The sequence below is a fragment of the Limnobaculum xujianqingii genome, assembly GCF_013394855.1.
In the GTDB taxonomy this organism is placed as follows: Bacteria; Pseudomonadota; Gammaproteobacteria; order Enterobacterales; family Enterobacteriaceae; genus Limnobaculum; species Limnobaculum xujianqingii.
The window spans coordinates 2,620,442-2,645,054 of sequence record NZ_JABMLK010000001.1 but is presented as its reverse complement, the minus strand read 5'-3'; the positions used below and the strand labels follow the sequence as shown (position 1 = coordinate 2,645,054).

Below are 24,613 nucleotides of genomic sequence, written 5' to 3'. Positions count from 1 at the left end.
ATCCAATGTGCTTTTTATACCACATTGAGAACTTAGAGGTAACGATAGGTACAACCGGCATCGTCATTTGGTGGAGAATTTTACTACAGTCAGAAAAAATAAGCGTATAAATCAGACTTTGATACCTGTTTTTACTCTTTTTCAATATGTTTCGCTGCATACTCTTGATAAAATTTTTAGAGATATGCCGTATTTTCTGCATTGCAGTCCGTATTTTGGCTGTATTTGATGCAGTGCAAAGGTATACTCCATAACCTTGATTATTTAATCCCAAACAGCGGGAGTTGTTATCCTCCATGGAACAAGTTATGCAATTTGTTAGTAACCATCCGGTATTAAGTATTGCCTGGGTTGGGTTACTGGTCGCTGTCATTTTTATGACGCTAAAAACAGCAACATCTAAAGTTAAAGATATCAGCAATTCGGATTTAACCCGGCTGATCAATTCAGAAGATGCAGTTGTTGTTGATACCCGCACTATTGATGAGTTCCGTAAAGGACACATTGTTGGTGCTATCAACTTAACGCCAACAGACATTAAAAATGGCACCCTTGCCGTTTTGGACAAACACAAAGAGCGTCCGGTGATTGTACTTTGTGCCAATGGCACCAGTTCGAAAGAACCGGCAGAAGCTTTGGTTAAAGAGGGCTTCACACAGGTATTCACTCTGAAAAACGGATTGTCTGGCTGGAGCGGTGAAAACCTGCCATTGGTTCGCGGTAAGTAATAGTCGGTAAAAAGGGATGAGCCCCACTTTACTGTTTATCTCAAAATTCCCGATTATTGCTTTATTTCAGCATGAGAAGGACATTTAACTTAAAGGTAATTTTTTATGTCAGAGCAAAGCAACCCAGAAATGGCGTTTCAAATTCAACGCATTTATACCAAAGACGTCTCTTTTGAAGCACCTGCAGCACCACTGATTTTTCAACAGGAGTGGGATCCTCAGGTTAAACTGGATTTAGATACGGCTTCCAGCCAACTGGGCGATGGTGTATTTGAAGTTGTTTTACGCGTTACGGCAACCGCTATGCTGGGTGAAGATACTGCATTCTTATGTGAAGTTCAGCAGGCGGGTATCTTTAGCATTACTGGTCTGGATGATTCTCAGATGGCTCACTGTCTGGGTGCATACTGTCCAAACATTCTGTTTCCTTATGCTCGCGAATGTGTTTCTGCACTGGTTTCTCGTGGTAGTTTCCCTCAATTGAATTTGGCGCCAGTAAACTTTGATGCGCTGTTCATGAACTATCTGCAGCAGCAAGCCGAAGCTGAGCAAGGCGCTGCGCCGCATCAGGACGCGTAATGAATCAGGTCGATATGACTGTTATCGGTGCCGGCTCGTACGGCACCGCTTTAGCCATTACGCTGGCGCGTAATGGCCACTCGGTGGTGTTGTGGGGTCATGACCCTCAACATATTGCGCAACTGCAGCAGGATAGAAAGAATCAGGCGTTTCTTCCGGATGTTCCATTCCCGGATACGTTACAGTTGCAGGCCGATCTCCAGCAGGCTATTAGTGCCAGCCGGGATATTCTGGTGGTTGTGCCCAGCCATGTTTTTGGCGATGTTCTTCGCCAGATAAAGCCGTTTTTACAAGCAAATGCTCGTATTGTTTGGGCAACCAAAGGGCTGGAAGCCGAAACCGGTCGTTTACTGGCTGAAGTGGCCAGAGAAGCATTAGGGGATGAGATCCCACTGGCGGTTATCTCCGGGCCAACATTTGCTAAAGAGCTTGCCGCCGGTTTACCAACGGCGATTGCGGTAGCTTCATCCGATCCTCTGTTCACTGACGATCTGCAAAAATTATTGCATTGTGGAAAGAGCTTTAGGGTTTACAGTAATCCTGACTTTATTGGCGTTCAGTTAGGCGGTGCGGTTAAAAACGTTATTGCTATCGGAGCCGGTATGTCAGATGGTATTGGTTTTGGTGCTAATGCCAGAACAGCACTAATAACCCGGGGCCTGGCAGAAATGAGTCGTTTAGGTGCCGCCTTGGGAGCAGAACCTGCCACCTTTATGGGCATGGCGGGATTAGGGGATCTGGTGTTGACCTGTACGGACAACCAATCCCGTAACCGTCGCTTTGGCATTATGCTGGGCGAAGGAAAAAATGTGGAAGAAGCTCAGAACCTGATTGGTCAGGTGGTTGAAGGCTATCGTAATACCAAAGAAGTGTGGGTACTGGCTCAGCGCCATGGCGTAGAGATGCCAATTACTGAACAGATTTATCAGGTACTTTATGCCGGTAAAGATGCCCGGGAAGCGGCTATCACTCTACTCAGCCGAACCAGCAAAGATGAGAAAATAAAAGTCTAATTACCATCAGTATCCATTGTTTTTTATTGGAACCAGAGGTGTAAGCAGGAGCTGGAAAATGTCATCAGAGTCAATGCAGGTCTGGAATGAGATAAAAGTTGAAGCGAGAAAACTGGTTGATTGTGAACCTATTCTTGCCAGTTTCTTTCATTCGACGCTGTTGAACCATGAGTTTCTGGGGAATGCCCTGAGCTATATTCTGGCCAATAAATTGGCCAGTGCTACCATGCCGGCCATTTCCGTGCGGGAAATTATTGAAGCGGCAATTCAGTCTGACAATTCCATTGTTGAATCTGCCGCTCGTGATATTTTGGCGGTGCGTCAGCGTGACCCTGCCGTTGATAAATACTCAACCCCGCTACTCTACCTTAAAGGTTTCCATGCATTGCAGTCCTATCGTGTAGGTCATTGGTTATGGCAGCAAAACCGTAAAGCGTTGGCGATTTATCTGCAAAATCAGGTTTCTGTGGTGTTTGGCGTCGATATTCATCCGGCGGCCCGTATTGGCCACGGTAACATGTTGGACCACGCAACGGGTATTGTGATTGGTGAAACCGCCGTTGTTGATAATGATGTCTCTATTCTTCAATCCGTTACGCTGGGCGGTACCGGGAAAGAAGGGGGCGATCGTCATCCTAAGATCCGTGAAGGGGTGATGATTGGCGCAGGCGCTAAAATCCTCGGTAATATTGAGGTGGGAAGAGGTGCTAAAATTGGTGCGGGTTCGGTGGTGTTACAGGCGGTGCCACCTTATACCACTGTAGCGGGTGTACCGGCTCGTATTGTTGGACGTTCAGGCTGCGATAAGCCTTCAATGGAAATGGATCAAAGTTTTAATGGCTTGAAGGGTGATATCGACCTCTCGGTTGATGATTAACCCTTTTGCATCAGAATCGTTCAAACCATTCATTTTAGCTGACCGGACTTTCCGGTCAGTTTCTACTCCCGATGCAGTGCTCCCTGATAACCTAATTGTCTCCATGCTTCATACACAACCACCGATACGGCATTTGACAGGTTCATGCTGCGGCTGTCTGGCTGCATAGGTATACGAATTTTTTGCTCTTTTGGCAGGCTATCCAGTATTTCTGCGGGTAAGCCACGGGTTTCCGGGCCAAAAAGTAAGTAGTCGCCAGGTCGATAGGAAACCGCGCTGTGGGCGGGCGTTCCTTTAGTGGTCAGGGCAAATAGTCGCTCAGGATTTTCGTTAGCAACAAACGCCTGATAATTCTTATGGCGCTTAATCGCAGTAAACTCGTGATAATCCAGACCAGCGCGGCGCAGACGTTTGTCATCCCAGGTAAAACCCAGTGGCTCTATCAGATGTAGCTGGAATCCGGTATTTGCACACAGGCGGATAATGTTACCGGTGTTTGGTGGTATTTCTGGTTCGAATAAAACAATATTTAACATGCGCCCCCCAATTCAGAGAGGCGCAGAATAGCAGATATTGAATCTCGCTAGAACTAGCGAACGTAAAGAGGTAGCCAAATTATCAGGCGTAGTCCACCTAATGGGCTCTTTTCTGCTTTAGCCCAGCCGCCATGCTGGCTAATTGCCGATTCTACAATGGCTAAGCCAAGGCCAGAACCACCGGAATTACGATCCCGAGCTTCATCAGTCCGGTAAAATGGTCGGAAAATCTGCTCTCGATCCTCTTCCGCTACACCCGGGCCGTCGTCATCCACATGAATCTCCACTCCTTGCTCGCTGCAACTGAAAGTAACAACAATGTGGTTATTGGAGTAACGGAAAGCATTACGAATCACGTTTTCTAATGCGCTGTCCAGCGCTGCCCGATTGCCAAAAATTGGCCATGGGCCAGGAGGAACTGCGATTTCCAGTTTTTTATCCGTATGCTCAGCTTCAAATTTGGCGTTATCAAGAACGTCAGCCCAAAGCTCATTTGCCAACAGGCGTTCTCTGGCTATTTCACTTTTATACTGATTGCGAGACAGATCCAGCAGGTGGTTAATCATATGGTCCAGCCGTTGTGCTTCTGTCTCTATTCGAACTAATTCTTTAGATTCGCCATGGCGACGTCTCATTAATGCAGTTGCTAACTGTAGACGAGTCAGTGGTGTTCTTAGCTCATGGGAGATGTCAGATATCAATCTTTGTTGAGCTTTCACCATGCGGTCCAGTCCGCTCACCATTTGGTTGAAACTGGCACCCGCTGCACGAAATTCTAATGGACCAAATTCAAGCTCGGGGGATTCTTTAAGGTTACCTCGGGCAACTTCATCCGCAGCTCGTTTTAGCTTACGGGCTGGTTTAGCCAGACTCCAGGCCAGCCAGAGTAATAACGGTATACTGATAACCATAGTAACGGCGAGCAATAACAGCGGACGGTCAAACAACAGGTTAATAAAGTCGGACTGTGGGCTGGTTGCCGGGCGCATTAAATACAGCTGATAGTGCTCTTCTCTATCGCGAACTGAAAAGGGGCCAACCATTTCCAGCAGGCCGTATTTTTTCTTCATCGGGTAGTCAGCATTGTCAGCCTGACCGATAAAGTTTCGCACCATCTGCATTTCGTTACGTTTCAGGATGCCGACAATTCGGCCTTCGCTGGTGACCAGCAACATACGCTGACCGGGGGGTGACCACTTTTCAATAGCCTGCAATAGCCTGCGCCACCACATTAAATCGCTGTTAGGCGTACTGGCCAGTTCAGCTTCAACGTGCTGCTCCAGCATGGTTCCCTGACGCCGTTCGCTGTCCAATAGAGCGGCCAACTGGCGGGAGTCAAGTTTAGGAACCATCAGCACCACCATGACCACTAACGTCAGGGTGAGCCAGAATATGGCGAAAATGCGGGTTGTCAGGCTATTGAAGGTAATCATGTCGCAGTAACCATCAGATAGCCGCGACCACGCAGTGTTTTAAACCAAGGCAAGCCATCATGGCGTTCAGGTAGCTTACGTCTGAGATTGGAGATATGCATATCGATAGCGCGATCGAACGGCGTTAAACGTTTCCCCAACACTTCCTGACTTAAATATTCGCGGGAAACTACCTGACCCAGACGTTGGGCTAATAAGTAAAGCAGGGTGAATTCAGTACCGGTCAGATCGAGAGTTTGTCCATCGAAGCTGGCCTCTTGACGCCCAGGGTTCAGACGTAGTTTATCCACCTGTAGTGTATTGGAACTCACTTCAGGTTCTTGCTGTTGTTCGCTCCAGTTGGAGCGTCTTAGAATAGCGCGGATACGGGCTATCAGCTCGCGATCGTTAAATGGCTTAGGCAGATAATCATCTGCACCCAATTCCAGCCCTAATACTCTATCCAGCTCGCTACCGCGGGCGGTGAGCATTATCACCGGGGTTTGATAATTCTGGCGTAGCTCTTTTAGCGTATCGATGCCATTTTTCTTTGGCATCATAATGTCCAGCAGAAGCAGGTCAATAGTGTCATCCATCATGTTTATTGCTTGTTCGCCATCATAAGCAACAACAACATCAAACCCTTCCAGCTCCAGTAACTCTTCCAGCAATGACGTGATTTCACGATCGTCATCAACAAGCAATATTTTACTCATAGTGTTTCCTCCGGAAGCAAAATTACTCGAATAGGTGGCGCTAATCCATGACTTTACACACATTTACAAGCACTGACGCTAGTTTTCATCCGCTCGGGTAAACTTCTCTACATCGGTTCAATACGGTGAAGTTTGCGGAGAAGGTGATGCATAAAGCTAATGTATTAATTATGGCATCAATGTTAGCACTGAGTACATCAACAGTGTTGGCCGCAGACACAAAAAACGCTGAAGCTCCAACTGAACCAGTAAATTGTACAGAAACAGAAGCTTGTTTTAGTTCGGTTTCTCCCGCGAATAGCGGTGAAGTGATGAAGACTGAGGTTATGCGCCAGCACGGTTTGTTTGAAGGGTTGAAGTTAACCGCCAAACAGCGTCAGCAAATGCGAGACCTGATAAGACAAAATTACCATGATGTTATGCCACAGATGTATCGGGATAACATGGAAGCAATGCATAAGTTAATCATTGCCGATAGTTTTAATGAAGATGTAGCGCGTGCACAGGCTGAAGTTATCGCTAAGGCACAGGTTGAAAGACAGGTTGCTTTAGCTCGGGTTAACCACCAATTTTATAGCTTGTTAACGCCAGAGCAGCAAAAGATATTCAATCATAACCATTCTGAAAGGATGGAGATGATGCAGCATCACTTAGACCAGATGCGCAAATATGATGAACCGGATCCCCAGTAGTAAGAGTATGTAGTTGTAAGTAGTCGTATGTAGTAAATCCTATGATGTATGTTTTTCCTTGCCTTAGACACCATCCATGTCTTCCCCGCCATAGACGGCGGGTTTTTTTTGCCCAAAAATCGCTATACTAACTGCTTTGACTGATAGTATTCAGGAGCAATAGAACGTGAGCGATCAGTACGGACGACTAGTTAAAACAGCGGCAATCTGTGCGGCAAGTGTGGCATCAGTATTATTGTTGGTAAAAATTGCTGCCTGGTGGCTTACCGGGTCTGTCAGTTTGCTGGCTGCGCTGGTTGACTCTATGGTAGATATTGCCGCTTCTGTCACTAACTTACTGGTTGTACGTTATGCTTTACAGCCTGCAGACCACCAGCACACATTTGGTCATGGTAAAGCGGAATCGTTAGCAGCATTAGCCCAAAGTATGTTTATCAGCGGCTCGGCTATTTTCCTGTTTTTGACCGGTTTCCAACATCTGGTCAATCCTCAGCCAATTAAATCTGCTGGTATCGGTATTATTGTTACCGTCATTTCTCTTATCAGCACTATTGGTCTGGTTACCTTTCAGCGTTGGGTGGTAAGAAAAACCCAGAGTCAGGCTATCCGTGCGGATATGTTACATTATCAGTCAGATATCTTTATGAACGGAGCTATTCTGGCGGCACTAGGTTTGAGCCTCTATGGCTTCCTGCATGCGGATGCGATTTTTGCTTTAGGTATCGGCTGCTACATTTTATATAGTGCATTAACGATGGCTTATGATGCGGTACAAACCCTGCTGGACAGAGCATTACCTGACGAAGAACGGCAGGAAATTATGGACATTGCACTGTCAAAACCGGGTATTATGGGGGCTCACGATCTTCGTACCCGTCAATCAGGTCCCACTCGTTTTATTCAGTTGCATGTAGAAATGGCCGATGAGCTTCCGCTGATTGACGCGCATAAAATTGCCGATGAGGTAGAGCAGGATATATTAAAACGTTTTCCCAACTCAGAGGTTATTATTCATCAGGACCCTTGTTCCGTGATGGTATCCTGAAGATGATCTTTGCTTGCGAATGAGTCAGATTACCCATTAGCAGAAACTTATTTCGGGACGATAAAAAAATAATTCTTTTATCTATATTAATTATTACCGTTTTTAACTTAAACTGAATCAATTCAGCAAATCATGTTTGCTATACTGATACACTAAAGTCAGCAGACATTAGTCTGAAATGTAGTCAACAGGATTAAAGCCCGGGGATTACCCTACATAATTTGCCCGGTGCATTTAATTGATAACCACGAGCCTGACGGCTCACTATGTTTCATCGTCATGCAAGGCATGGCATTTCGTGGAACGATATCTAAAATAACATCTGTCAGTTTAGAGGTGGTCATGATCAAAAGAATCGGCGTTTTAACGAGTGGTGGTGATGCACCGGGAATGAATGCGGCAATCCGTGGTGTCGTGCGTGCTGCACTTTCTCAGGGATTGGAAGTTGTTGGTATTTACGATGGCTATCAGGGTCTGTGTGAAGATCGCATGGAACAGTTAGATCGCTATAGCGTATCCGATGTTATTAACCGTGGTGGTACTTTCCTGGGCTCTGTTCGTTATCCGGAATTTAGAGATCCTGCCGTTCGTGAAGTTGCGATAGAAAACTTAAGACGCAGAAATATTGACGCGCTGGTGGTTATTGGCGGCGATGGTTCCTATATGGGGGCGAAATTGCTGACAGAGCGTGGCTTCCCATGTATTGGTTTACCGGGAACTATCGATAATGACGTGGCCGGTACCGACTACACCATTGGTTTCTTTACTGCGCTGGGTACTGTGGTTGAAGCCATTGACCGTCTGCGTGATACCTCTTCATCCCACCAACGTATCTCGATTGTTGAAGTGATGGGCCGCCACTGTGGTGATTTGACTCTGGCTGCGGCTATTGCTGGCGGTTGTGAATTTATCGTTCTGCCTGAAATTGAGTTTGATCGCGATGAGCTGGTAAAAGAGATCATGGCCGGTATTGGTAAGGGCAAGAAACACGCTATCGTGGCTATCACCGAGCACATTTGTGATATCGATGAACTGGCCCGATATATTCAGGAAAAAACCCATCGTGATACCCGTGCAACAGTGCTGGGCCACATTCAACGTGGTGGTTCACCGGTGCCTTACGATCGTATTTTAGCTTCCCGTATGGGCGCTTATGCGATTGATTTGCTGATGGAAGGCCATGGTGGTCGCTGCGTGGGCATTCAGAATGAGAAGATGGTTCATCACGATATCATCGATGCTATCGAAAATATGAAACGTCCATTTAAGAGCGATTGGTTGAAGACGGCAAAAGAACTGTTCTGATCCTGTCTGAGCATATTTATCAAGACAAAAAAACCCGGATATTCCGGGTTTTTTATTAGCAAAAAAGTAATTATGCTTTTTTAGCTGCTGCCGCTGCTTTAACGATTACCGCAAAAGCATCTGCTTTTAATGATGCGCCACCAACCAGTGCACCGTCGATATCAGGCTGAGAGAATAATTCTGCAGCGTTGCTGGCATTAACTGAACCGCCATACTGGATAATTACTTGAGCAGCAACTTTGGCATCATGTTTAGCAATATGGTCACGGATGAATTTGTGAACTGCCTGTGCCTGAGCTGGGGTTGCTGATTTGCCGGTGCCGATTGCCCAAACAGGTTCATAAGCAATCACGCTATTTCCAAACGCTGGCGCACCCATAGTTTTTAATACGGCATCCAGTTGTTTTGCACAAACGGCTTCGGTTTGACCGGCTTCGTTTTCAGCTTCAGTTTCACCGATGCACAGCACAGGAATTAAGCCAGCTTCTTTTACCACGGCAAATTTCTCAGCGATCACTTCGTCACTTTCTTTATGGTAAGTACGACGTTCTGAGTGACCGATAATAACGTATTTCATACCAATATCTTTTAACATATTGGCTGAGGTTTCGCCGGTGAATGCACCAGAAAGGTTGATATCAACGTTTTGGGCGCCCAGCATAATATGGCTACCAGAAGCCTGGTGCTTTGCCTGATCCAGATAAATAAATGGCGGAGCAATCGCAATATCACAACCATCTACACTGCTGACTTCTTTACGCAGGCCATCGATCAGTTCGTTGACCATATGTCTGCTGCCGTTGAGTTTCCAGTTTCCCATAACTAATGGATGACGCATGTTTTTTCTCCAATCAGATTATACGGTAATAACTTTAATTACAGTGAGTTAGTGATCTAAAGCATTTGATAGCGTGTTAGTGCCATATCAATTTGTTCCATAGTATAGAACGACTTAATGCTTAGGGTTTAGCTTTTATTGGTTGTTAGCGGCGTATCTTATGTTCTATGAATTACTTGTCAGATAGCGACAGCTTAATCGGTTCAATAGCGAATGTTATACCTTTTTCACGATGATCGGCTATAACAAAACGCAATGTTCCTTCAGTTTGTTGATAGAAGGAAGCTCCTTTGCCTTTTTCCAGCAATTCAATGGATTTCTTTTGGCACTTTTCTGCTGATAATGTGGGTTCAAACAGATTGATAAAAGCACTCATATAATTGATTAGCACAGCTTTGTTTGCTTTTTCTGTTTTAGTAATCTCTTCTGGTTTCTCTGTTTTTTCTTCTGATGGAATAGGGGGCAGATAAGTTAGCTGCAAACTTTTGATTGTGCGTTGGCTTTTATCAATGGCAACTGAAGAGTACAGCGTGCTGTTAATTCGGCTGGCGGCGCGGAGCAGAGGAGATTTAACCTCCAGCGTTTTGATGGTCTTATACTCTCCTAATGGCAGAGTTGGATTGGCGGTTGCAAATTTTTCTCTGAACTGAGCGATAGTCAGGCTAAATGATGGAGCATCCTCTCTCAGATAGGGCGCTATAGCGGGTTCAGTGGTGGTTGATTCAGTTGATGAAGGAGGCGGATTCTCCTGAGCTGCAAATGACACGGAACCTAACATCAGCGCCAAAAAGAGTGTGCCGGAAATTCCAGCTTTCATTAATGTTGAGTGTTCTGGTTGCGTGTCATTCATATATATCACTAATCTATAAGAGATAATGTCTGATTAAAACCTGTTGCGCCAGGCTTGTCAAAAGCATGTCTCAAAATTTATTGCGTTGTCTGTGATTTATCAGACAGCGCGATTCAATCAATATTCGCTCTTTTACTGAATTTACCAATACTGTTCACTGGTAATATGGCCTGGTTTTCTGCGTAGATGTTTGGCCATATTGCGTTGTTGTTTTAACAGTTGCTGGGTGTCTTTTGTCATCTCCGGATTACCGCAAAGCATGACGTGGCTTTGTTCCGGGCTAATGGTTAGCCCGACAGCAGATTCCAGTTCACCACTTTCAATCAGTGCCGGAATACGGCCAAACAGAGAGTCGGTACTTTTCTCCCGGCTGACTACGGTTTGAATACGTAGTTTTCCCTGATAGCGCTTTTCCAGTTCACGCATTAAAGGTAGATAGCTGAGGTCCGGACTATAGCGAGCGGCATGAACCAAAACGATATGGTTAAAACGTTCCAGATCTTCACCCGCCTGAAGAATTGAGAGAAATGGCCCAATAGCGGTACCAGTTGATAGCATCCACAGGGTATCAACCGCAGGAACTTCTTCCAGTACAAAGAACCCTGCTGCATCCAGTGTGACCATAACCGAATCACCTACTTTCAATTGGTGAAGGTGAGGGCTGAGTTTACCTTCCGGCACAGTCACCAGATAGAATTCAAGCTCCGGGCTGCTGGGGGCATTGACATAAGAGTAAGCTCGCTGAACGCGTTCTCCACCAATGTCCAGGGCAAGTTTAGCAAACTGACCTGCCGTAAAGGGTCGTATAGGAGCATGAATACGCAGGCTAAATAAGCTATCTGTCCAATTATCTACCTGTGTTACCGTGCCTGAAACCCAATCAGCCATGAGCTTTCCCCTCAGTATATTGTTGCATGTTATATAACCAGAAAATTGTCTGGAACCCGAAGTCTGGAGAGTTAATTAGAATATCATTTCTTGTTAATAATTATGAGTAAATTAACCGAAGAAAAACACGCTTATCTGTTTGATGTGGGTGAATTATCCACGGTTTGCTGCATTTATCTCCGGTTGGCTGCGGGATAATGGAAAGCAGTTGACCTTAGAAGGTAGCGGCAGTAACATGCGCCCCAATTCGACGGCGAGTAGCGCAGCTTGGTAGCGCAACTGGTTTGGGACCAGTGGGTCGGAGGTTCGAATCCTCTCTCGCCGACCAAATTAAAACCCCCTGATGGTGAAAGCCATCAGGGGGTTTGCTTTTTATCGTGGCTAAACGGGTTAACTTATTGCGGATAAGGCACCCAGTCGGCGTTATTCAGCCTGATATAAGTCTTATCCTGATATTTCATGACTACCGTACCTGAGGTTTCTGATATCGCTGGTGTTTGTGGTAGATTTCCGGTTAGTTTCTGCCAGTCAATACTGTCCTGAGTGAACAGCTTGCCGTCCAGTGTGCGGCTAACCAGCTCGGAAATGGCCAGATAACTGCTCGGGGAAGTAATGTGCAGTGCCTGCTGCTGTGCTGGCGCTTTTGCGCCAACGAGTCGAATACCGACAGGAACATGAGTAATGCTTGGGCTGGGAATATCGCGCAGGCCGGAAATTTGCATCTTGTCACCCACCAGCGCGGCACCGTGTTCTGGTACTACCATCACCATGACTTTTCGCCCGGATTTATCCAGCTCATCCAAAAAACTGTCCAGATCGTCAAATAAATCCTGCAGACGTTTTTTGTACTCCACCGGCTTGTTAGTTGCCAGGCTACGGTTACCGTCGTGAAGCTCAATGGTATTATAGAATGTGACAGTACGAGGAGAGTCGTCTTTCTGCCTGGCTTCCAGCCATTCGGTCAACATACTCAAGTCGCGATAGAGGGGCTCGCCATCAAAAGAGGTGAGTTCTGCTTTAGCGTTACCAAAAGGCAGCGGAGTAGCCTGAATGCCAGCATATTCACGCAATTCTTTCAGATAATCACCAAAAGCCCCTGAGTGATCCATGACCAGCTCATTTTTAAATCCTAACTGCGCCAGATCGTTGAACAGATAGCAGCGCTGATCCGCTGTTTTATACAATGCGGTATGGGATGGCTGACCACAGCTGGCCCGGGATATGCGAATTGCTGCTGGCCCGCTGTATGACGTCGCTGAGTTAAAATTATCAAAGATGATATTCATCTTTTTCCAGACAGGGTGCTCCGCCAGACCAACTGACTGCATATCTGACCAGGAGAGGGAGCAGATATTGATGATGAGTAAATCAAAAGGTTGAGCATCTGCAGGCAATGATGTCGGAAAATCGGTATACAGATTCTGCTGGGACTGAATAAATTTATCGTAATAAGCGGTAAGGTTCTGGGAGGTTGGAGGTCCCAGGTCTTCTGATTGCTGGTTGTCTGTGGTACCCGGTTGAGCAGAAGCGGCATTCGTTGACGGTGTACTGGTGGTTGCCGTTGCTGGCATTAAGTTGAATGATGGTCCACCAATAGTAATAACGTTTAACCATACTAAAGCAGCGACCACAAAAGGGGTAATGCGCACCCATTGGGAAATAAACAAATAGCCAACCAACAGCGCAAAACCAGCGCCTACCCAGCTCCAGTTAATAAAGCGCTGTACGAACTCCAGCATATAATCAAAACTGAGGGCAGTTGCCTGACTACGTAAGCTGATAATGCTTTGAATGCCCGGAAGCCAGGTATCATAATAAAACAGCGCAATACCTACCGGGATAGCAATCCAGTTGCGGATTTTTCTGAGCCAGCCAGCAGGTAATGGAAACAATAAAAAAGCGACGAAAACCAGATTTTCCAGAGGATGAAAATTAAGATATCCACCCCATAGCAGGGCAAATTTTATCAGAAAGTAATAATTCCAGTCGCTTAACCCCTGCCAGTTTTTCCACAGGTTGTTATTCGGAGAGAGGGACTGAGAGGATATTTTCTCGTTATTCATAATATCTGTTTAAGTTATCCACAATAATCATGTTGGCAGAGTTTTTTCACCTGTTTTCACAGACAAAGATTAATCCAATAATATCCGCCGATTGGTATAAATTGGGTTTCAGGCGAATGGATTAGCAGTGCGAAATAACATCCTGTCTCTTTATCACTATAGAATAAAACAGAAATTCCATTTTTTTGTACTCATGACTCTGTTATTATTTTAACCGAATTCTGTGGGAAAACCTGTTTATTTATTTTTTAATTTAACACAGATAAATTCATGTTGCGTATTCATAGAAAAACCATCAGGTAATACCAAGTTTTTTTAGCTTCTTGCATCAGCAAAATGATTTTTATCAGCTAAAATTAACTACATAGCCTGCATTACTGAGTTATCAAAATGAACGATGATGTCACAGGAACCCACTGGAACCTGAGGCAAGGACGCAAAACAGAAATAGAAAATCGGCTGCCCGGACAAGCGGTGGCAAAAGAGTATCAAAATGATATTGCTGCGGTGATGACGGCTTATCATCTCACTTCGCTGGAATATCAGGATCTTTCTCATCAGGGCGCACTGCAGGAAGCCTATTTGCGTTGGCCGTTGCTGTCAGAAATATTATCTGAGTCAAACTCAGATAAGGTTGGGTTGTGACCATTCTGGCAATACAGGGGATTCGCGGTGGCAGTGGGGCTACTGCGGTTTGTGCTTCGCTGGCCTGGGCGCTTGCTCAAACAGGGCAGTCCGTGCTGGTGGTTGATTTCAGTATCAATAATTTACTGCGCCTGCATTTTAATCATGCCTGGGATAGCAAAGAAGGCTGGGCTTCTGCGCTTAAATTACAGCAATCTTCTCCGCCGATTATTTCCTGTGCACCCGGAATTGATTATCTGCCTTTTGGTTTTGCTGAAAAAGAAACATATTCCCTGATAGATGAAGGGTTATTTAATCAAAAAGAACATCAACCAGATAAATTACCTGGATTTTTAGCCTTTCTTTCATCGAATGATTATCAATGGATAATTATTGATTGTTCTTCCACGCTTTCGTCTTTAAATGAATTATCCAATTCGTTGGCAGATATTAACCTGATTCTGTTAAATCCGGATGTGGAGTACCACGTTTTACTGAAGCAAAAAACATTTCCGCTGAATAGTTATTTTCTGATTAATGGCTTTTTACCAACAAGTTTAATACAGCAAGATGTCAGCCATATCTGGCAACAGAGCTTATCAAATTTGGTCCCTGTGATTTTACACCGGGATGAGGCTATGGCTGAATCGCTGGCGGTCAAGAAAACATCAGGAGAGTATCAGCCCGGTAGCCTGATCGCTCAGGATATTCATCAACTGGCATTGTGGTGCCAGCACCTTGATAAACAAGGGGCCTGACTATGCATCCATTCAGGTCTCTGTTCAGCTTATTCATTCCTGCGGCACCAATGAGTCGGTTGGTTGCTCGTTATAATGGCTATCGTCAACAGCAGACTTCCGCTATCACGGCATTTTTGTATTGCGTTGGTTATGCTGCTTTATGGACAGTGTTCTGTCTGGAATCTCCAGCCTGGCAGCGGGTCAGAGAACAACACAATCAATTATTTCCTCAGGTTTCTGATGCTCGCCCTCGTTTGGCAGATATTTTACGTTATTTGGTACAGAGCCTGTGGCTGATTGTTATTCGCCAGCAGAGTGCCCCTTCGTTTTTATTTTTACGCCGTGGATGGCAAGAATTCAGACAGTGGCTGAGCGTAAGGCATCAGCAGGTAAACAGCTGGCTGCATAGCTTACCAGAGTATGTCAGAGTCAATCAGTTGGAACATCGCTCAGAGCAGCGGTTAAAAAATCTTAGCCCGGTATTAAGGCGTACGGTATTTATCATTTGTAGCCTGTTGGCGGGCATACTGGCGGTTATCTGTATTTCTCAACCGTTCGATCTGTTTGCTCAGTTTATCTTTGTTTTACTGCTGTGGGGCATTGCCATGGTGATGCGCCGTATTCCAGGCCGCTTTGCCTCTTTGATGATGATTGTGCTGTCTCTGACGATTTCATCTCGCTATATCTGGTGGCGATATACCTCTACCCTTAACTGGGATGACCCGGTGAGTCTGGTTTGTGGATTGCTGTTACTGGCAGCAGAAACCTATGCCTGGATTGTGCTGGTGTTAGGCTTCTTTCAGGCAGTGTGGCCGCTGCATCGTAAACCGGTACCATTGCCGGAAGATCTCTCTTCCTGGCCCAGCGTCGATATTATGGTACCTACCTATAACGAAGGGTTGAATGTAGTAAAACCCACGATTTATGCCGCTCTGGGAATCGACTGGCCGGAAGATAAGCGAACCATCTATATTCTGGACGATGGTAATCGACCAGAATTTCGGGCATTTGCTGAAGAGGTGGGTGTGAAATATATTGCTCGCCCAACCCATGAGCACGCAAAAGCCGGTAATATCAATAATGCTCTTAAGCAGGCTACCAGCGACTTTGTTGCTATTTTTGACTGCGACCATGTTCCGACGCGCTCTTTTCTGCAACTGACGATGGGCTGGTTTTTTAAAGATAAAAAGCTGGGAATGATACAGACTCCCCACCACTTTTTCTCGCCGGACCCTTTTGAACGTAATCTGGGTTCTTTTCGTAAAATGCCAAACGAAGGTAATCTGTTTTATGGATTGCTTCAGGATGGTAACGATACCTGGGATGCGACCTTCTTCTGCGGTTCCTGTGCCATTATGCGCAGAACTGCGTTAGATGAAGTGGGCGGTATTGCGGTTGAAACGGTGACGGAAGATGCTCACACCTCGTTACGCCTGCATCGTGCTGGTTATACCTCTGCCTATATTCGTATTCCACTGGCGGCAGGATTAGCTACCGAAACGCTGTCAGCCCATATTAGCCAGCGTATCCGCTGGGCACGCGGCATGGTACAAATCTTCAGGTTGGATAATCCACTGCTAGGCAAAGGGTTAAAACTGGCCCAACGCCTGTGTTATGCCAATGCGATGTTGCATTTTCTGTCGGGTATTCCGCGACTGATATTTTTAACTGCACCATTAGCATTCCTCTATTTCCACGCCTATATCATTTATGCACCGGCGTTGGCGATAGCGCTATATGTCTTGCCTCATATGATTCACGCCAGCCTGACCAACTCCCGTATTCAGGGAAGATTTCGTCACTCATTCTGGAGTGAGATTTATGAAACCGTACTGGCCTGGTATATCGCCCGTCCAACGACGGTTGCGTTATTCAACCCCCATAAAGGCAAATTTAACGTAACCGCTAAAGGAGGGCTGGTGGAAGAGAGCCATCTGGACTGGATTATCTCTCGCCCCTATTTCTTGCTGGTGCTGCTCAATGCTGCGGGCCTGTTGGCCGCAGGATGGCGAATGTATTACGGACCAGCGAATGAGATCCCTACGGTGTTGGTCAGTGCGATATGGGTTATCTATAACCTGATTATTCTGGGGGGCGCCATCGCAGTTTCTATTGAGGCCAAGCAAATCAGAAATTCACCCCGTATCCAAATTGCTATGCCGGCCGCGATTGCCCGTGAAGATGGTCATCTGTTCCCTTGTACATTGCGGGACTACTCTGATGCCGGGGTAGGGATAGAGATGAAATCACCTGAACTGGTGGCTAAGGGCGACAAACTTACTCTGATGTTAACTCGGGGTAATCGCGAGTATGCCTTCCCCTGTCAGGTGATGCGCTCATTCAATGAGACCGTTGGTGTTCAGCTTCAACTGACCACTACGCAACAACATATTGATTTTATGCAATGTACTTTTGCCCGGGCAGACACCTGGGCGTTATGGCAAGAAAGCGTGCCGGAAGATAAACCGATGAGCAGCATGCGTGATGTGCTGATGCTGGGCTTACACGGTTACCAGCGGATGCTGGAATACTCACCTCCATTTTTATATTCCATTTTGGGGCGTATGGCGTCGGTTATTGTTTGGTTAATTTCGTTTTTACCTCGGCGGGTTAATCAGCCCAAAACAGAAGTGGCAACAGTATGAAAAAAATGAAATCTGAAGTGATGTTTACCGGTGTAGCGAAACGTCGCTGGCTGGGGATTGTTCTGCTGAGTCTGGTGGGGGCAGCTTATGCACAGACCACGGATACTCCGCCGGTCGTTGATGAGGATGTGCAAAACAACGCGGCGCCCGCAGCACCACAGGCAGAGCCGATGCCAATCGTACCGGGAGCACCGGTACGTAATGATTCACTCTCTTTTAAAACACTGGCACCGGAAGGTAGTCTGGTTTTAAGAGGCGTGCAGAGCGTAGCACAAATGACATTTACCGTACGCAGTGACGAAGTGGTATCTCAGGCTGCACTGAATCTGGACTATACCGTTTCGCCTGCGTTATTACCGCTGCTTTCCCATATTAAAGTCTATCTGAATGATGAACTGATGGGGGTTGTACCGGTAAATCAGGACTCTCCGGGGAAAAAGGGTGCTATTAATCTGCCGCTGGATGCCCGTTATATTAGCGATTTTAACCGCATTCGTCTGGAGTTGGTGGGGCACTATAAAGATGTCTGTGAAGACCCAACCCATAGCAGTATCTGGATTGATGTAAGTAAAAGCAGTTCGGTGGCGCTGACCTATCAGGGACTGGAAGTGAATAACGATCTCTCCCGTTTCCCTGAACCTTTCTATGACAGCCGGGATTTCCGTCCGTTAAATTTACCCATGATATTCAATTCGGCGCCGGATAGTGAACAGCAAAAAGCGGCAGCGATTCTGGCTTCCTGGTTTGGTGTAAGAGCACAATGGCGGGGGCAGAACTTCCCGGTATTGTATAACCAACTACCAGAGAGCAACGGTGTAGTTTTTGCCACCAATGACTGGCGCCCGGATTTCCTGAAAGATTATCCGAAAGTTGATGCGCCAACCGTTGAAATAATATCTCACCCGACCAATCCGTATATCAAATTATTGCTGGTGCTGGGTCGTGACAACAAAGATTTGCTGACTGCAGTACAGGGAATTGCTCAGGGAGAACCGCTATTCCGTGGTCAGAGCGTGACCATTGATAGTGTGAAACAGCTGCTACCTCGCCAGCCTTATGATGCGCCTAATTGGGTGAGAACCGATCGTCCGGTACGATTGGCTGAACTGACCACTTACCCGGAACAACTCAGCGTTTCCGGTGGGCGTTTGCCGCCGATCGATCTGGATATGAAGCTACCGCCAGATTTGTTCTTACTGCGTAGTCAGGGTATTGCGCTAAATCTTAAGTATCGCTATACGCCGCCTCCTTATGTTGATGACTCTCGTTTAAATGTCAGTCTTAACAATCGTTTTTTACAGGCGTTTCCACTGAAGCCTTATGAATCGAATAAATTGCAGGTGCTGCATATTCCTTTGATTCAGGGGTTAACCAGTACAGATGAAGAAGTGATGATTCCGGCTTTCCAACTGGACGGAAATAACAAACTGCGTTTCGATTTTGATTTCGTTTCTAATATTGGTGCCAGCACTACCGATGTATGTCGCACCATGACGCCGGTAAAACATGAAGCAGTCGTTGATGGTGACTCAACCATCGATTTTTCTGGCTATCGCCACTATTTGGCAATGCCAGCATTGAAAACCTTTGCTCAGTCAGGTTTCCCGTTTAGTCGTCTGGCAGATTTATCGGAAACATTAGTGGTGATGCCAGAAAACCCAACCGCCGAGCAATTAACGTTACTGTTTAACGTGCTGGGCCAGATGGGAGCCAATATTGGCTATCCGGCACTGGGGGTTGAACTAAGCAATAAGCCAGAAACGAAACAGTATGCGGATAAAGATCTGCTGGTGTTAAGCAGCATTCCAAAAGATTTAGATACCCGAAATCAACCAGAAATACTGATTGAGCAGGCAAAGAGCCAGCTTAACCGCCCGGAAAAAAATAATCTGGAACTGCGTACTGTTGATTTCGATAAGCCAGGTACAGAACCAACACCGCAGGCTAATGCCGTGGTGTCATCCGATGGGCCGATTGGTGCCATTACCGGTTTCCAGTCTCCCTATAATGAGCAGCGCAGTGTGGTTGCCCTGATGGCCAGTGGTGACAGCGGTTACCAATTACTGGATGAAGCCTGGCGCGACAGTGGCAAACGGGCGGCAATAGCCGGATCGGTTTCCATTGTGCGTAATTCCGGCGTTAATAGTATTCGGGTTGGTGATACCTACTATGTTGGCTATCTGCCTTGGTGGGATAAATTGTGGTTTAAGTTATCTGAACATCCGGTGTGGCTGGCAGTATTTGCCGTTTTCAGCGTGATTCTGGTGGCATTAATGCTCTGGCGTGGGCTGCGTGCGGTAAGTCGTCGTCGCTTGAATCCGGGTGAAGATAAATAATATGAAACGTTTAGTGATGATGTTCTGTTGCTGTCTTATTGCCGGTCAGGTTTGGGCTGATACTTGCCATTGGCCGCAATGGCAGCGATTTTCTCAGCAATATATCAGTCGTGAAGGGCGGGTTATCGATCCTACGGACGGCAACAACATCACCACATCAGAAGGCCAGAGCTACGGATTATTTTTTGCACTGGTGGCTAACGATCGTAATCGATTTGATCAACTGCTGAACTGGACAGAGAATAATCTGGCTGCTGGCGATCTGACGGCTCGCTTACCTGGCTGGCTATGGGGCAAAAAGCCGGATGGCAGTTGGGGAATTCTGGATACTAACTCTGCGTCTGATTCCGATCTGTGGATAGCCTACACTTTACTGGAAGCCGGACGGCTCTGGCGCTCCCGTGGTTATCAGGTCATGGGTACTTTGTTATTACAGCGTATTGCCAGAGAAGAAGTGGTGATGATCCCAGGATTAGGCATCATGTTGATGCCCGGAAAAATTGGTTTTAGCGAGTCCAATAGCTGGCGGTTGAATCCCAGCTATCAACCACCACAGCTGTTATCTCGCCTTGCTCAAACCGAAAAGGTTTGGGGTGAAGTCGCACAGACCAATCGTAAACTGTTACTGGAAGGTGCACCGGCCGGAGTCGCTGCTGATTGGGTAGTCTGGCAGAAAGAAAAAGGTTGGCAAACGGACAGTAAAACCGGTGCAACCGGTGATTATGATGCGATTCGTGTCTATTTATGGCTTGGAATGCTGGCAGAAGATGCGCCGGGAAAATCAGAGCTGGTGGCCCACTATCAGCCAATGGCTAAACTGACGCAGGACGCGGGTTTACCACCTGAAACAGTAGATACTCAAACCGGCAAAGCCACTGGCACCGGACCGGTTGGTTTTTCTGCCGCACTATTACCATTTTTAGCGGGATCTCCTGCTCAGGCAGCCCAGCGTGAGCGAGTAATCAATAATCCTCCGGGCAGTGATGCTTATTACAATAATGTATTAACCCTTTTCGGTCTTGGCTGGGATCAACAATATTACCGCTTTAATCAACAGGGAGAGTTGCAGGTTTCTTGGGAGAAAGATACATGCAAAAACATCCACTGATTTCAAACTACACTATGAAACTTTATCATCGACTTTTTCCCGTTGCTGGTTCTGTGCATCGTATCGCCCCAGTACTCTCCTTTACACTGCTTCCTTTTACTCTCTCGCCCCTTGGTGCACTTGCCGCAGATAGTGTCTCACCTGAAGCCTGGTTGCAGGAACAAATCCGTATTGGTGAATCAACCCATCGGGATGATTTGGTTAAAGAGTCACTTTATCGACTGGAGAAGATCAGCCCGAATGCGCCCGAAACTTTGGCTGCTCAAATTCGCTATGCGCTGCGTCAGGGTGATATGACTACCGCAACCCGCCAGTTGGAACAGTTAAGAAAGTTACAGCCTGATTCGGATGCCTATCTTACCGCTAAACTGGAGGTCGCGCTGGCGCAACCAGAAGGGAAAAGCAAGCTTCAGCAGGCCCGGCTACTGGCGACCGGCGGTCAGCTGACTCAGGCAAAAGCGGCTTATGATGAACTGTTTGAAGGCAAAGCGCCCACGCTGGATCTGGCAATTGAGTACTGGAATGTGGTGTTGAAAATTCCCGGTCAGCGAGATTATGCATTGCAGCAGATGCAAGTACTGCAAAAACGTTTTCCTGCTTCAGACGCGCTAAGTATGTCTATTGCTCAGCTTCTGTTTGATGAAGGAAAAGATCAGCAGGCCTATCAAGTACTGGAAAAGCTGGCTGCCAGCCCCGGTGGTATTGGTAGTGCGGCCGAGCTGTGGTACAGCAAACTAAAAGATAACCCGGTTTCCGATCGAAGCGTTGCTCAGTTACAACACTTCATCACCACTTTTGAAGGGCAGCCGGAAGCCGCTGATGCCAGGCAAGAGCTGGTGCGCCAGCAGACATTGCTACAGGATCCCCGCTATCGCGCCAGAGTTCGTGGGCTTGAGCAGGTGGACAACGGCGGTGGTCGTAACGCTATCCCTTCACTGAAACAGGCACTCAGTGCTTCGCCGAATGATGCTGAGCTATTAACCGCGTTAGGACAAGCCTATGCCAGAGCCGGAAATCGTCAACAGGCTTTGGTTCAGTTTGAGAAAGCCAAAGCGAGCGATACTGCAGGTGGCTATGCTTCCAAGTTAGAGAGTTTGATCAAAACCAACCGTTATTGGTTAGTCATTGATAGGGCTGACAATGCCCTGAAAAGCAAACAGCTGGATCAGGCTGAAGCGCTGTACCGTCAGGCCAGTGCTATTGATGGTACGGACGCTCAAGGGCTGATTGGTTTGGGTGACGTTGAGATGGCTCGTAATAATGTGGCGGCGGAGGAGTCTTATTATAAGCAGGCACTGCGTCGGGAGCCGGACAGCCGTAGCGCCGTTAGTTCGCTGGTTTCGCTATATGAAAAGCAGTCGCCGGAAAAAGCGCTGAGCTATATTCAGAGCCTGCCGGGCTATATGAAAAATCGTATGCGTAGCTCACTCAATGAGTTAACTGCAGGCAGCCTGAAACAACAGGCAGAAGATCTTGCTGCTACCGGTAAACCTGCTGAAGCAGAGGCAAAATATCTTCAGGCTCAGAAAATCACCCCTGATGATGTTTGGCTAACTTATCGTCTGGCCGGTGTGATGCGCATGCAGGGCAAAAATGCTCAGGCTGATGCGCTGTTCAGTCGGGCGATGCAGCCTCATCGGCAAGATGCTGACTGGATATATGCCCATTCACTCTATTTATCTGGCAGTGGTCGTGAAACACAGGCGCTGGCCCAGCTACAAACGTTAGATCGTACAAAGTGGGATGACAATATTCGTGAACTGGATACTCGCCTGAAAACGTCGCAAATCCTGCAACAGGCCCAGCAAATTCGTGAAACAGAAGGTGAACCAGCAGCCATCGCCTGGTTAAAACAGCAGCCAGCCAGTACCCGTATCGATCTCACCCTGGCTGACTGGGCGATAGAGCGGGAAGATAGTCAACAGGCACAGGAGCAGTATCAAAAGATTCTGGCCCGTGAACCGGATAATCAGGATGCCCAATTGGGTGTGATTGAGGCTCAGATTACTGAAGGCGACTTAAATGCGGCTAAAGCCTCCCTTGGTGCACTCTCTATTCAGCCTCAAACCAGCGATATCGGCACCGGTCGCCGTTTAGCCAATGCCTGGTCGTTAGTTGGGGATGATGAACGTGCCGGAGCAATACTGGCCCAGTTAAAGCCAGCTGCATTGCAACCTTCCGCTGAACCATCAATGGATAACGCTCGTCTGTTACGAGATGCCGCTGCATTTGAAGAGAAAACCGGACATCCTGATGAAGCATTAAATGATTACCGTCACGCAATGACTGCTTATGGAATCACTCCTTCAGCAGAGATGGATGATGAAGCCTTTACCAAGGCTATGCGTAACAACCAGCAGGATGATTGGTTAAAACGAGGTATCAAGTCAGACGCTGAATCACTGTATAAGCAGCAATCTACTACGGTGACGTTGGATCATGACTACTGGGGTTCCAGTGGTACCAAAGGGATCTCTGATTTAACCGCCCATACCACCATGCTGCACATTGCTTTTCCTCTACAGTGGGGAACCGCTTTTCTGCGTGGTGATTCGGTCATCATGAATGCAGGAAGCTTTAGTACTGACAGCAGCGGTGTGTATAAAGAGACGTTTGGCACCTGTCGGGAAGTTGGCTGTAGCGACGATCGTAGCCAAAAGAGTAATGGTGTTAGCGTAGCAACTGGCTGGCAGGACGATAACTGGCAGGTGGATATTGGCACTACTCCGATGGGATTTGAAGTTGTTGACTGGGTGGGGGGGGGTTGGCTACAGCAATGACTGGCATAACCTGGGATGGACGGTTACCGCCTCCCGTCGGCCAATTTCCAGCTCACTGTTATCCTTTGGTGGCGCGGTTGATCCTTATACCGGCACTAAATGGGGTGGTGTGCGTAAAAATGGTGTTCAACTGGATTTAAGTTATGACCGTGGTGGGCCACATGGCGTATGGGGAAACGTTGCTTACCATCAACTGACCGGTAAGAATGTCGCGGATAACCAGCGTATGCAGGCCATGGCGGGTTACTACTATAAGGTGATTAACGAAAACGACCGCCAGGTGAGAGTGGGTTTAAACACCATGTGGTGGCACTACCAGAAAGATTTGAGTGACTACACCCTGGGACAAGGGGGCTATTACAGCCCTCAACAATATCTATCATTTTCTTTACCGCTGCTATATCGCGAGCGCACAGAAAACTGGTCATGGGAGCTGGGCGGTTCAGTATCCATCTCTAATTCTTCAACAGATGGTAGTAAACGTTATCCGCTGCAGGGGCTGATCCCCGACAGTTTACCGGATAAATATGCCACGAATGATAGCAGTAGTAGCAGTGGAACGGGTTATACGGTTCGGGCGTTAGTGGAGCGCCGAATCACTTCTCACTGGAGTGTAGGGGCTGGTGTCGATATTCAACAGGCGAAGGACTATACCCCAAGCCATGCGTTGATTTATGTGCGCTATGCGCTTGAGCCTTGGTTGGGGGATATGGATTTGCCTCCTCAACCGCTAACACCTTATGCTGATTTTAAATGAGAACAGGCCAGATTTCTGAGCATGGCAGAATACTTTTGCCATAATGTGAGAAGTGAACGTTATAATATTTTACTCATCGTC

19 protein-coding genes, 1 tRNA gene and 1 pseudogene are annotated in these 24,613 nt (G+C 46.9%); 14 read left to right on the top strand and 7 right to left on the bottom strand.

Translation table 11 applies throughout. The features are described from left to right. The first annotated feature begins 296 nt into the window (after positions 1 to 296). From GOL65_RS12005 to cysE, 4 genes are all read left to right on the top strand, one after another. A complete protein-coding gene (locus GOL65_RS12005) occupies positions 297 to 728 on the top strand; it encodes a rhodanese-like domain-containing protein (protein ID WP_140918976.1) in 432 nt (143 codons plus the stop codon). Between the two features lie 105 nt (positions 729 to 833). Beyond that, positions 834 to 1,307 carry a protein-export chaperone SecB gene (secB, locus tag GOL65_RS12000; RefSeq protein ID WP_130593289.1) on the top strand — a complete coding sequence of 158 codons (474 nt, stop codon included), beginning with the start codon at positions 834 to 836 and terminating at the stop codon, positions 1,305 to 1,307. Further along, the gene (gene gpsA / locus GOL65_RS11995) at positions 1,307 to 2,320 is read left to right on the top strand and encodes an NAD(P)H-dependent glycerol-3-phosphate dehydrogenase (protein ID WP_140918975.1); all 1,014 of its coding nucleotides are present in this window, start codon (positions 1,307 to 1,309) and stop codon (positions 2,318 to 2,320) included. The genes secB and gpsA overlap by 1 nt, the downstream gene beginning before the upstream one ends. Positions 2,321 to 2,378: 58 nt before the next feature. Continuing rightward, positions 2,379 to 3,197 (top strand): serine O-acetyltransferase, encoded by an 819-nt coding sequence (cysE, locus tag GOL65_RS11990; RefSeq protein WP_140918974.1) that lies wholly within the window; start codon positions 2,379 to 2,381, stop codon positions 3,195 to 3,197. Between the two features lie 62 nt (positions 3,198 to 3,259). Here cysE and trmL read toward each other — a convergent pair whose 3' ends face one another. Genes trmL through cpxR form a run of 3 tightly spaced genes read right to left on the bottom strand, consistent with a single transcriptional unit; the run spans position 3,260 to position 5,861 of the window. Beyond that, positions 3,260 to 3,733: a tRNA (uridine(34)/cytosine(34)/5-carboxymethylaminomethyluridine(34)-2'-O)-methyltransferase TrmL gene (gene trmL / locus GOL65_RS11985; protein WP_140918973.1), complete on the bottom strand. Its 474-nt coding sequence runs from the start codon at positions 3,731 to 3,733 to the stop codon at positions 3,260 to 3,262. A 53-nt stretch (positions 3,734 to 3,786) separates the two neighbouring features. Continuing rightward, positions 3,787 to 5,166 carry an envelope stress sensor histidine kinase CpxA gene (gene cpxA / locus GOL65_RS11980; RefSeq protein WP_140918972.1) on the bottom strand — a complete coding sequence of 460 codons (1,380 nt, stop codon included), beginning with the start codon at positions 5,164 to 5,166 and terminating at the stop codon, positions 3,787 to 3,789. Then, the gene (cpxR, locus tag GOL65_RS11975; protein ID WP_130593284.1) at positions 5,163 to 5,861 is read right to left on the bottom strand and encodes an envelope stress response regulator transcription factor CpxR; all 699 of its coding nucleotides are present in this window, start codon (positions 5,859 to 5,861) and stop codon (positions 5,163 to 5,165) included. Before cpxR ends, cpxA begins: the two co-directional genes overlap by 4 nt. A 146-nt stretch (positions 5,862 to 6,007) precedes the next feature. On the opposite strand from cpxR, the gene cpxP reads away from it, so the two are divergent. From cpxP to pfkA, 3 genes are all read left to right on the top strand, one after another. After that, a complete protein-coding gene (gene cpxP, locus GOL65_RS11970; RefSeq protein ID WP_140918971.1) occupies positions 6,008 to 6,553 on the top strand; it encodes a cell-envelope stress modulator CpxP in 546 nt (181 codons plus the stop codon). A 166-nt stretch (positions 6,554 to 6,719) separates the two neighbouring features. Beyond that, the gene (fieF, locus tag GOL65_RS11965; protein WP_140918970.1) at positions 6,720 to 7,598 is read left to right on the top strand and encodes a CDF family cation-efflux transporter FieF; all 879 of its coding nucleotides are present in this window, start codon (positions 6,720 to 6,722) and stop codon (positions 7,596 to 7,598) included. A gap of 342 nt (positions 7,599 to 7,940) precedes the next feature. Continuing rightward, positions 7,941 to 8,903 carry a 6-phosphofructokinase gene (gene pfkA / locus GOL65_RS11960; protein ID WP_140918969.1) on the top strand — a complete coding sequence of 321 codons (963 nt, stop codon included), beginning with the start codon at positions 7,941 to 7,943 and terminating at the stop codon, positions 8,901 to 8,903. Between the two features lie 70 nt (positions 8,904 to 8,973). Here the strand turns inward: pfkA and tpiA are convergent, their stop codons facing one another. From tpiA to fpr, 3 genes are all read right to left on the bottom strand, one after another. Further along, entirely contained in the window at positions 8,974 to 9,741 is a 768-nt protein-coding gene (gene tpiA / locus GOL65_RS11955) for a triose-phosphate isomerase (RefSeq protein ID WP_130593280.1), read from the bottom strand. A gap of 172 nt (positions 9,742 to 9,913) precedes the next feature. Continuing rightward, a complete protein-coding gene (locus tag GOL65_RS11950; protein ID WP_228723094.1) occupies positions 9,914 to 10,591 on the bottom strand; it encodes a DUF1454 family protein in 678 nt (225 codons plus the stop codon). 141 nt (positions 10,592 to 10,732) lie between these two features. Further along, a complete protein-coding gene (gene fpr, locus GOL65_RS11945) occupies positions 10,733 to 11,479 on the bottom strand; it encodes a ferredoxin--NADP(+) reductase (protein WP_140918968.1) in 747 nt (248 codons plus the stop codon). A 251-nt stretch (positions 11,480 to 11,730) separates the two neighbouring features. On the opposite strand from fpr, the gene GOL65_RS11940 reads away from it, so the two are divergent. Beyond that, positions 11,731 to 11,807 (top strand) — tRNA-Pro (locus GOL65_RS11940). Between the two features lie 67 nt (positions 11,808 to 11,874). Here the strand turns inward: GOL65_RS11940 and bcsG are convergent. Next, on the bottom strand, positions 11,875 to 13,542 hold the full coding sequence (gene bcsG / locus GOL65_RS11935) for a cellulose biosynthesis protein BcsG (RefSeq protein ID WP_140918967.1): 1,668 nt from the start codon (positions 13,540 to 13,542) through the stop codon (positions 11,875 to 11,877). A gap of 390 nt (positions 13,543 to 13,932) precedes the next feature. Here bcsG and bcsR point away from each other — a divergent pair, with 390 nt between their 5' ends. The 6 genes and pseudogenes from bcsR to bcsC all read left to right on the top strand — a co-directional run bounded on the left by bcsR (position 13,933) and on the right by bcsC (position 24,532). Then, positions 13,933 to 14,187: a cellulose biosynthesis protein BcsR gene (gene bcsR / locus GOL65_RS11930; RefSeq protein ID WP_140918966.1), complete on the top strand. Its 255-nt coding sequence runs from the start codon at positions 13,933 to 13,935 to the stop codon at positions 14,185 to 14,187. Further along, complete coding sequence (gene bcsQ / locus GOL65_RS11925; RefSeq protein WP_140918965.1) at positions 14,184 to 14,924, top strand: cellulose biosynthesis protein BcsQ; 741 nt, start codon at positions 14,184 to 14,186, stop codon at positions 14,922 to 14,924. Before bcsR ends, bcsQ begins: the two co-directional genes overlap by 4 nt. Positions 14,925 to 14,926: 2 nt before the next feature. Then, a complete protein-coding gene (gene bcsA, locus GOL65_RS11920; protein WP_140918964.1) occupies positions 14,927 to 17,551 on the top strand; it encodes a UDP-forming cellulose synthase catalytic subunit in 2,625 nt (874 codons plus the stop codon). Positions 17,552 to 17,556: 5 nt separating this feature from the next. Then, complete coding sequence (gene bcsB, locus GOL65_RS11915) at positions 17,557 to 19,887, top strand: cellulose biosynthesis cyclic di-GMP-binding regulatory protein BcsB (RefSeq protein WP_407657498.1); 2,331 nt, start codon at positions 17,557 to 17,559, stop codon at positions 19,885 to 19,887. 1 nt (position 19,888) lies between these two features. Further along, complete coding sequence (gene bcsZ / locus GOL65_RS11910) at positions 19,889 to 20,995, top strand: cellulose synthase complex periplasmic endoglucanase BcsZ (protein WP_140918963.1); 1,107 nt, start codon at positions 19,889 to 19,891, stop codon at positions 20,993 to 20,995. Continuing rightward, a pseudogene (bcsC, locus tag GOL65_RS11905) lies at positions 20,995 to 24,532 on the top strand (cellulose synthase complex outer membrane protein BcsC). Before bcsZ ends, bcsC begins: the two are co-directional and overlap by 1 nt. The last annotated feature ends 81 nt before the right edge of the window (positions 24,533 to 24,613 follow it).

Bases quoted from the DNA above. Each gene is read 5' to 3' on its own strand.
- gpsA (WP_140918975.1), top strand. From the start codon at position 1,307: ATGAATCAGGTCGATATGACTGTTATCGGTGCCGGCTCGTACGGCACC.
- trmL (WP_140918973.1), bottom strand. From the start codon at position 3,733: ATGTTAAATATTGTTTTATTCGAACCAGAAATACCACCAAACACCGGT.
- cpxP (WP_140918971.1), top strand. From the start codon at position 6,008: ATGCATAAAGCTAATGTATTAATTATGGCATCAATGTTAGCACTGAGT.
- cpxR (WP_130593284.1), bottom strand. From the start codon at position 5,861: ATGAGTAAAATATTGCTTGTTGATGACGATCGTGAAATCACGTCATTG.
- bcsB (WP_407657498.1), top strand. From the start codon at position 17,557: ATGAAATCTGAAGTGATGTTTACCGGTGTAGCGAAACGTCGCTGGCTG.
- GOL65_RS12005 (WP_140918976.1), top strand. From the start codon at position 297: ATGGAACAAGTTATGCAATTTGTTAGTAACCATCCGGTATTAAGTATT.
- bcsZ (WP_140918963.1), top strand. From the start codon at position 19,889: ATGAAACGTTTAGTGATGATGTTCTGTTGCTGTCTTATTGCCGGTCAG.
- bcsG (WP_140918967.1), bottom strand. From the start codon at position 13,542: ATGAATAACGAGAAAATATCCTCTCAGTCCCTCTCTCCGAATAACAAC.
- bcsA (WP_140918964.1), top strand. From the start codon at position 14,927: ATGCATCCATTCAGGTCTCTGTTCAGCTTATTCATTCCTGCGGCACCA.
- bcsR (WP_140918966.1), top strand. From the start codon at position 13,933: ATGAACGATGATGTCACAGGAACCCACTGGAACCTGAGGCAAGGACGC.
- pfkA (WP_140918969.1), top strand. From the start codon at position 7,941: ATGATCAAAAGAATCGGCGTTTTAACGAGTGGTGGTGATGCACCGGGA.
- tpiA (WP_130593280.1), bottom strand. From the start codon at position 9,741: ATGCGTCATCCATTAGTTATGGGAAACTGGAAACTCAACGGCAGCAGA.
- GOL65_RS11950 (WP_228723094.1), bottom strand. From the start codon at position 10,591: ATGAATGACACGCAACCAGAACACTCAACATTAATGAAAGCTGGAATT.
- cysE (WP_140918974.1), top strand. From the start codon at position 2,379: ATGTCATCAGAGTCAATGCAGGTCTGGAATGAGATAAAAGTTGAAGCG.
- fpr (WP_140918968.1), bottom strand. From the start codon at position 11,479: ATGGCTGATTGGGTTTCAGGCACGGTAACACAGGTAGATAATTGGACA.
- secB (WP_130593289.1), top strand. From the start codon at position 834: ATGTCAGAGCAAAGCAACCCAGAAATGGCGTTTCAAATTCAACGCATT.
- cpxA (WP_140918972.1), bottom strand. From the start codon at position 5,166: ATGATTACCTTCAATAGCCTGACAACCCGCATTTTCGCCATATTCTGG.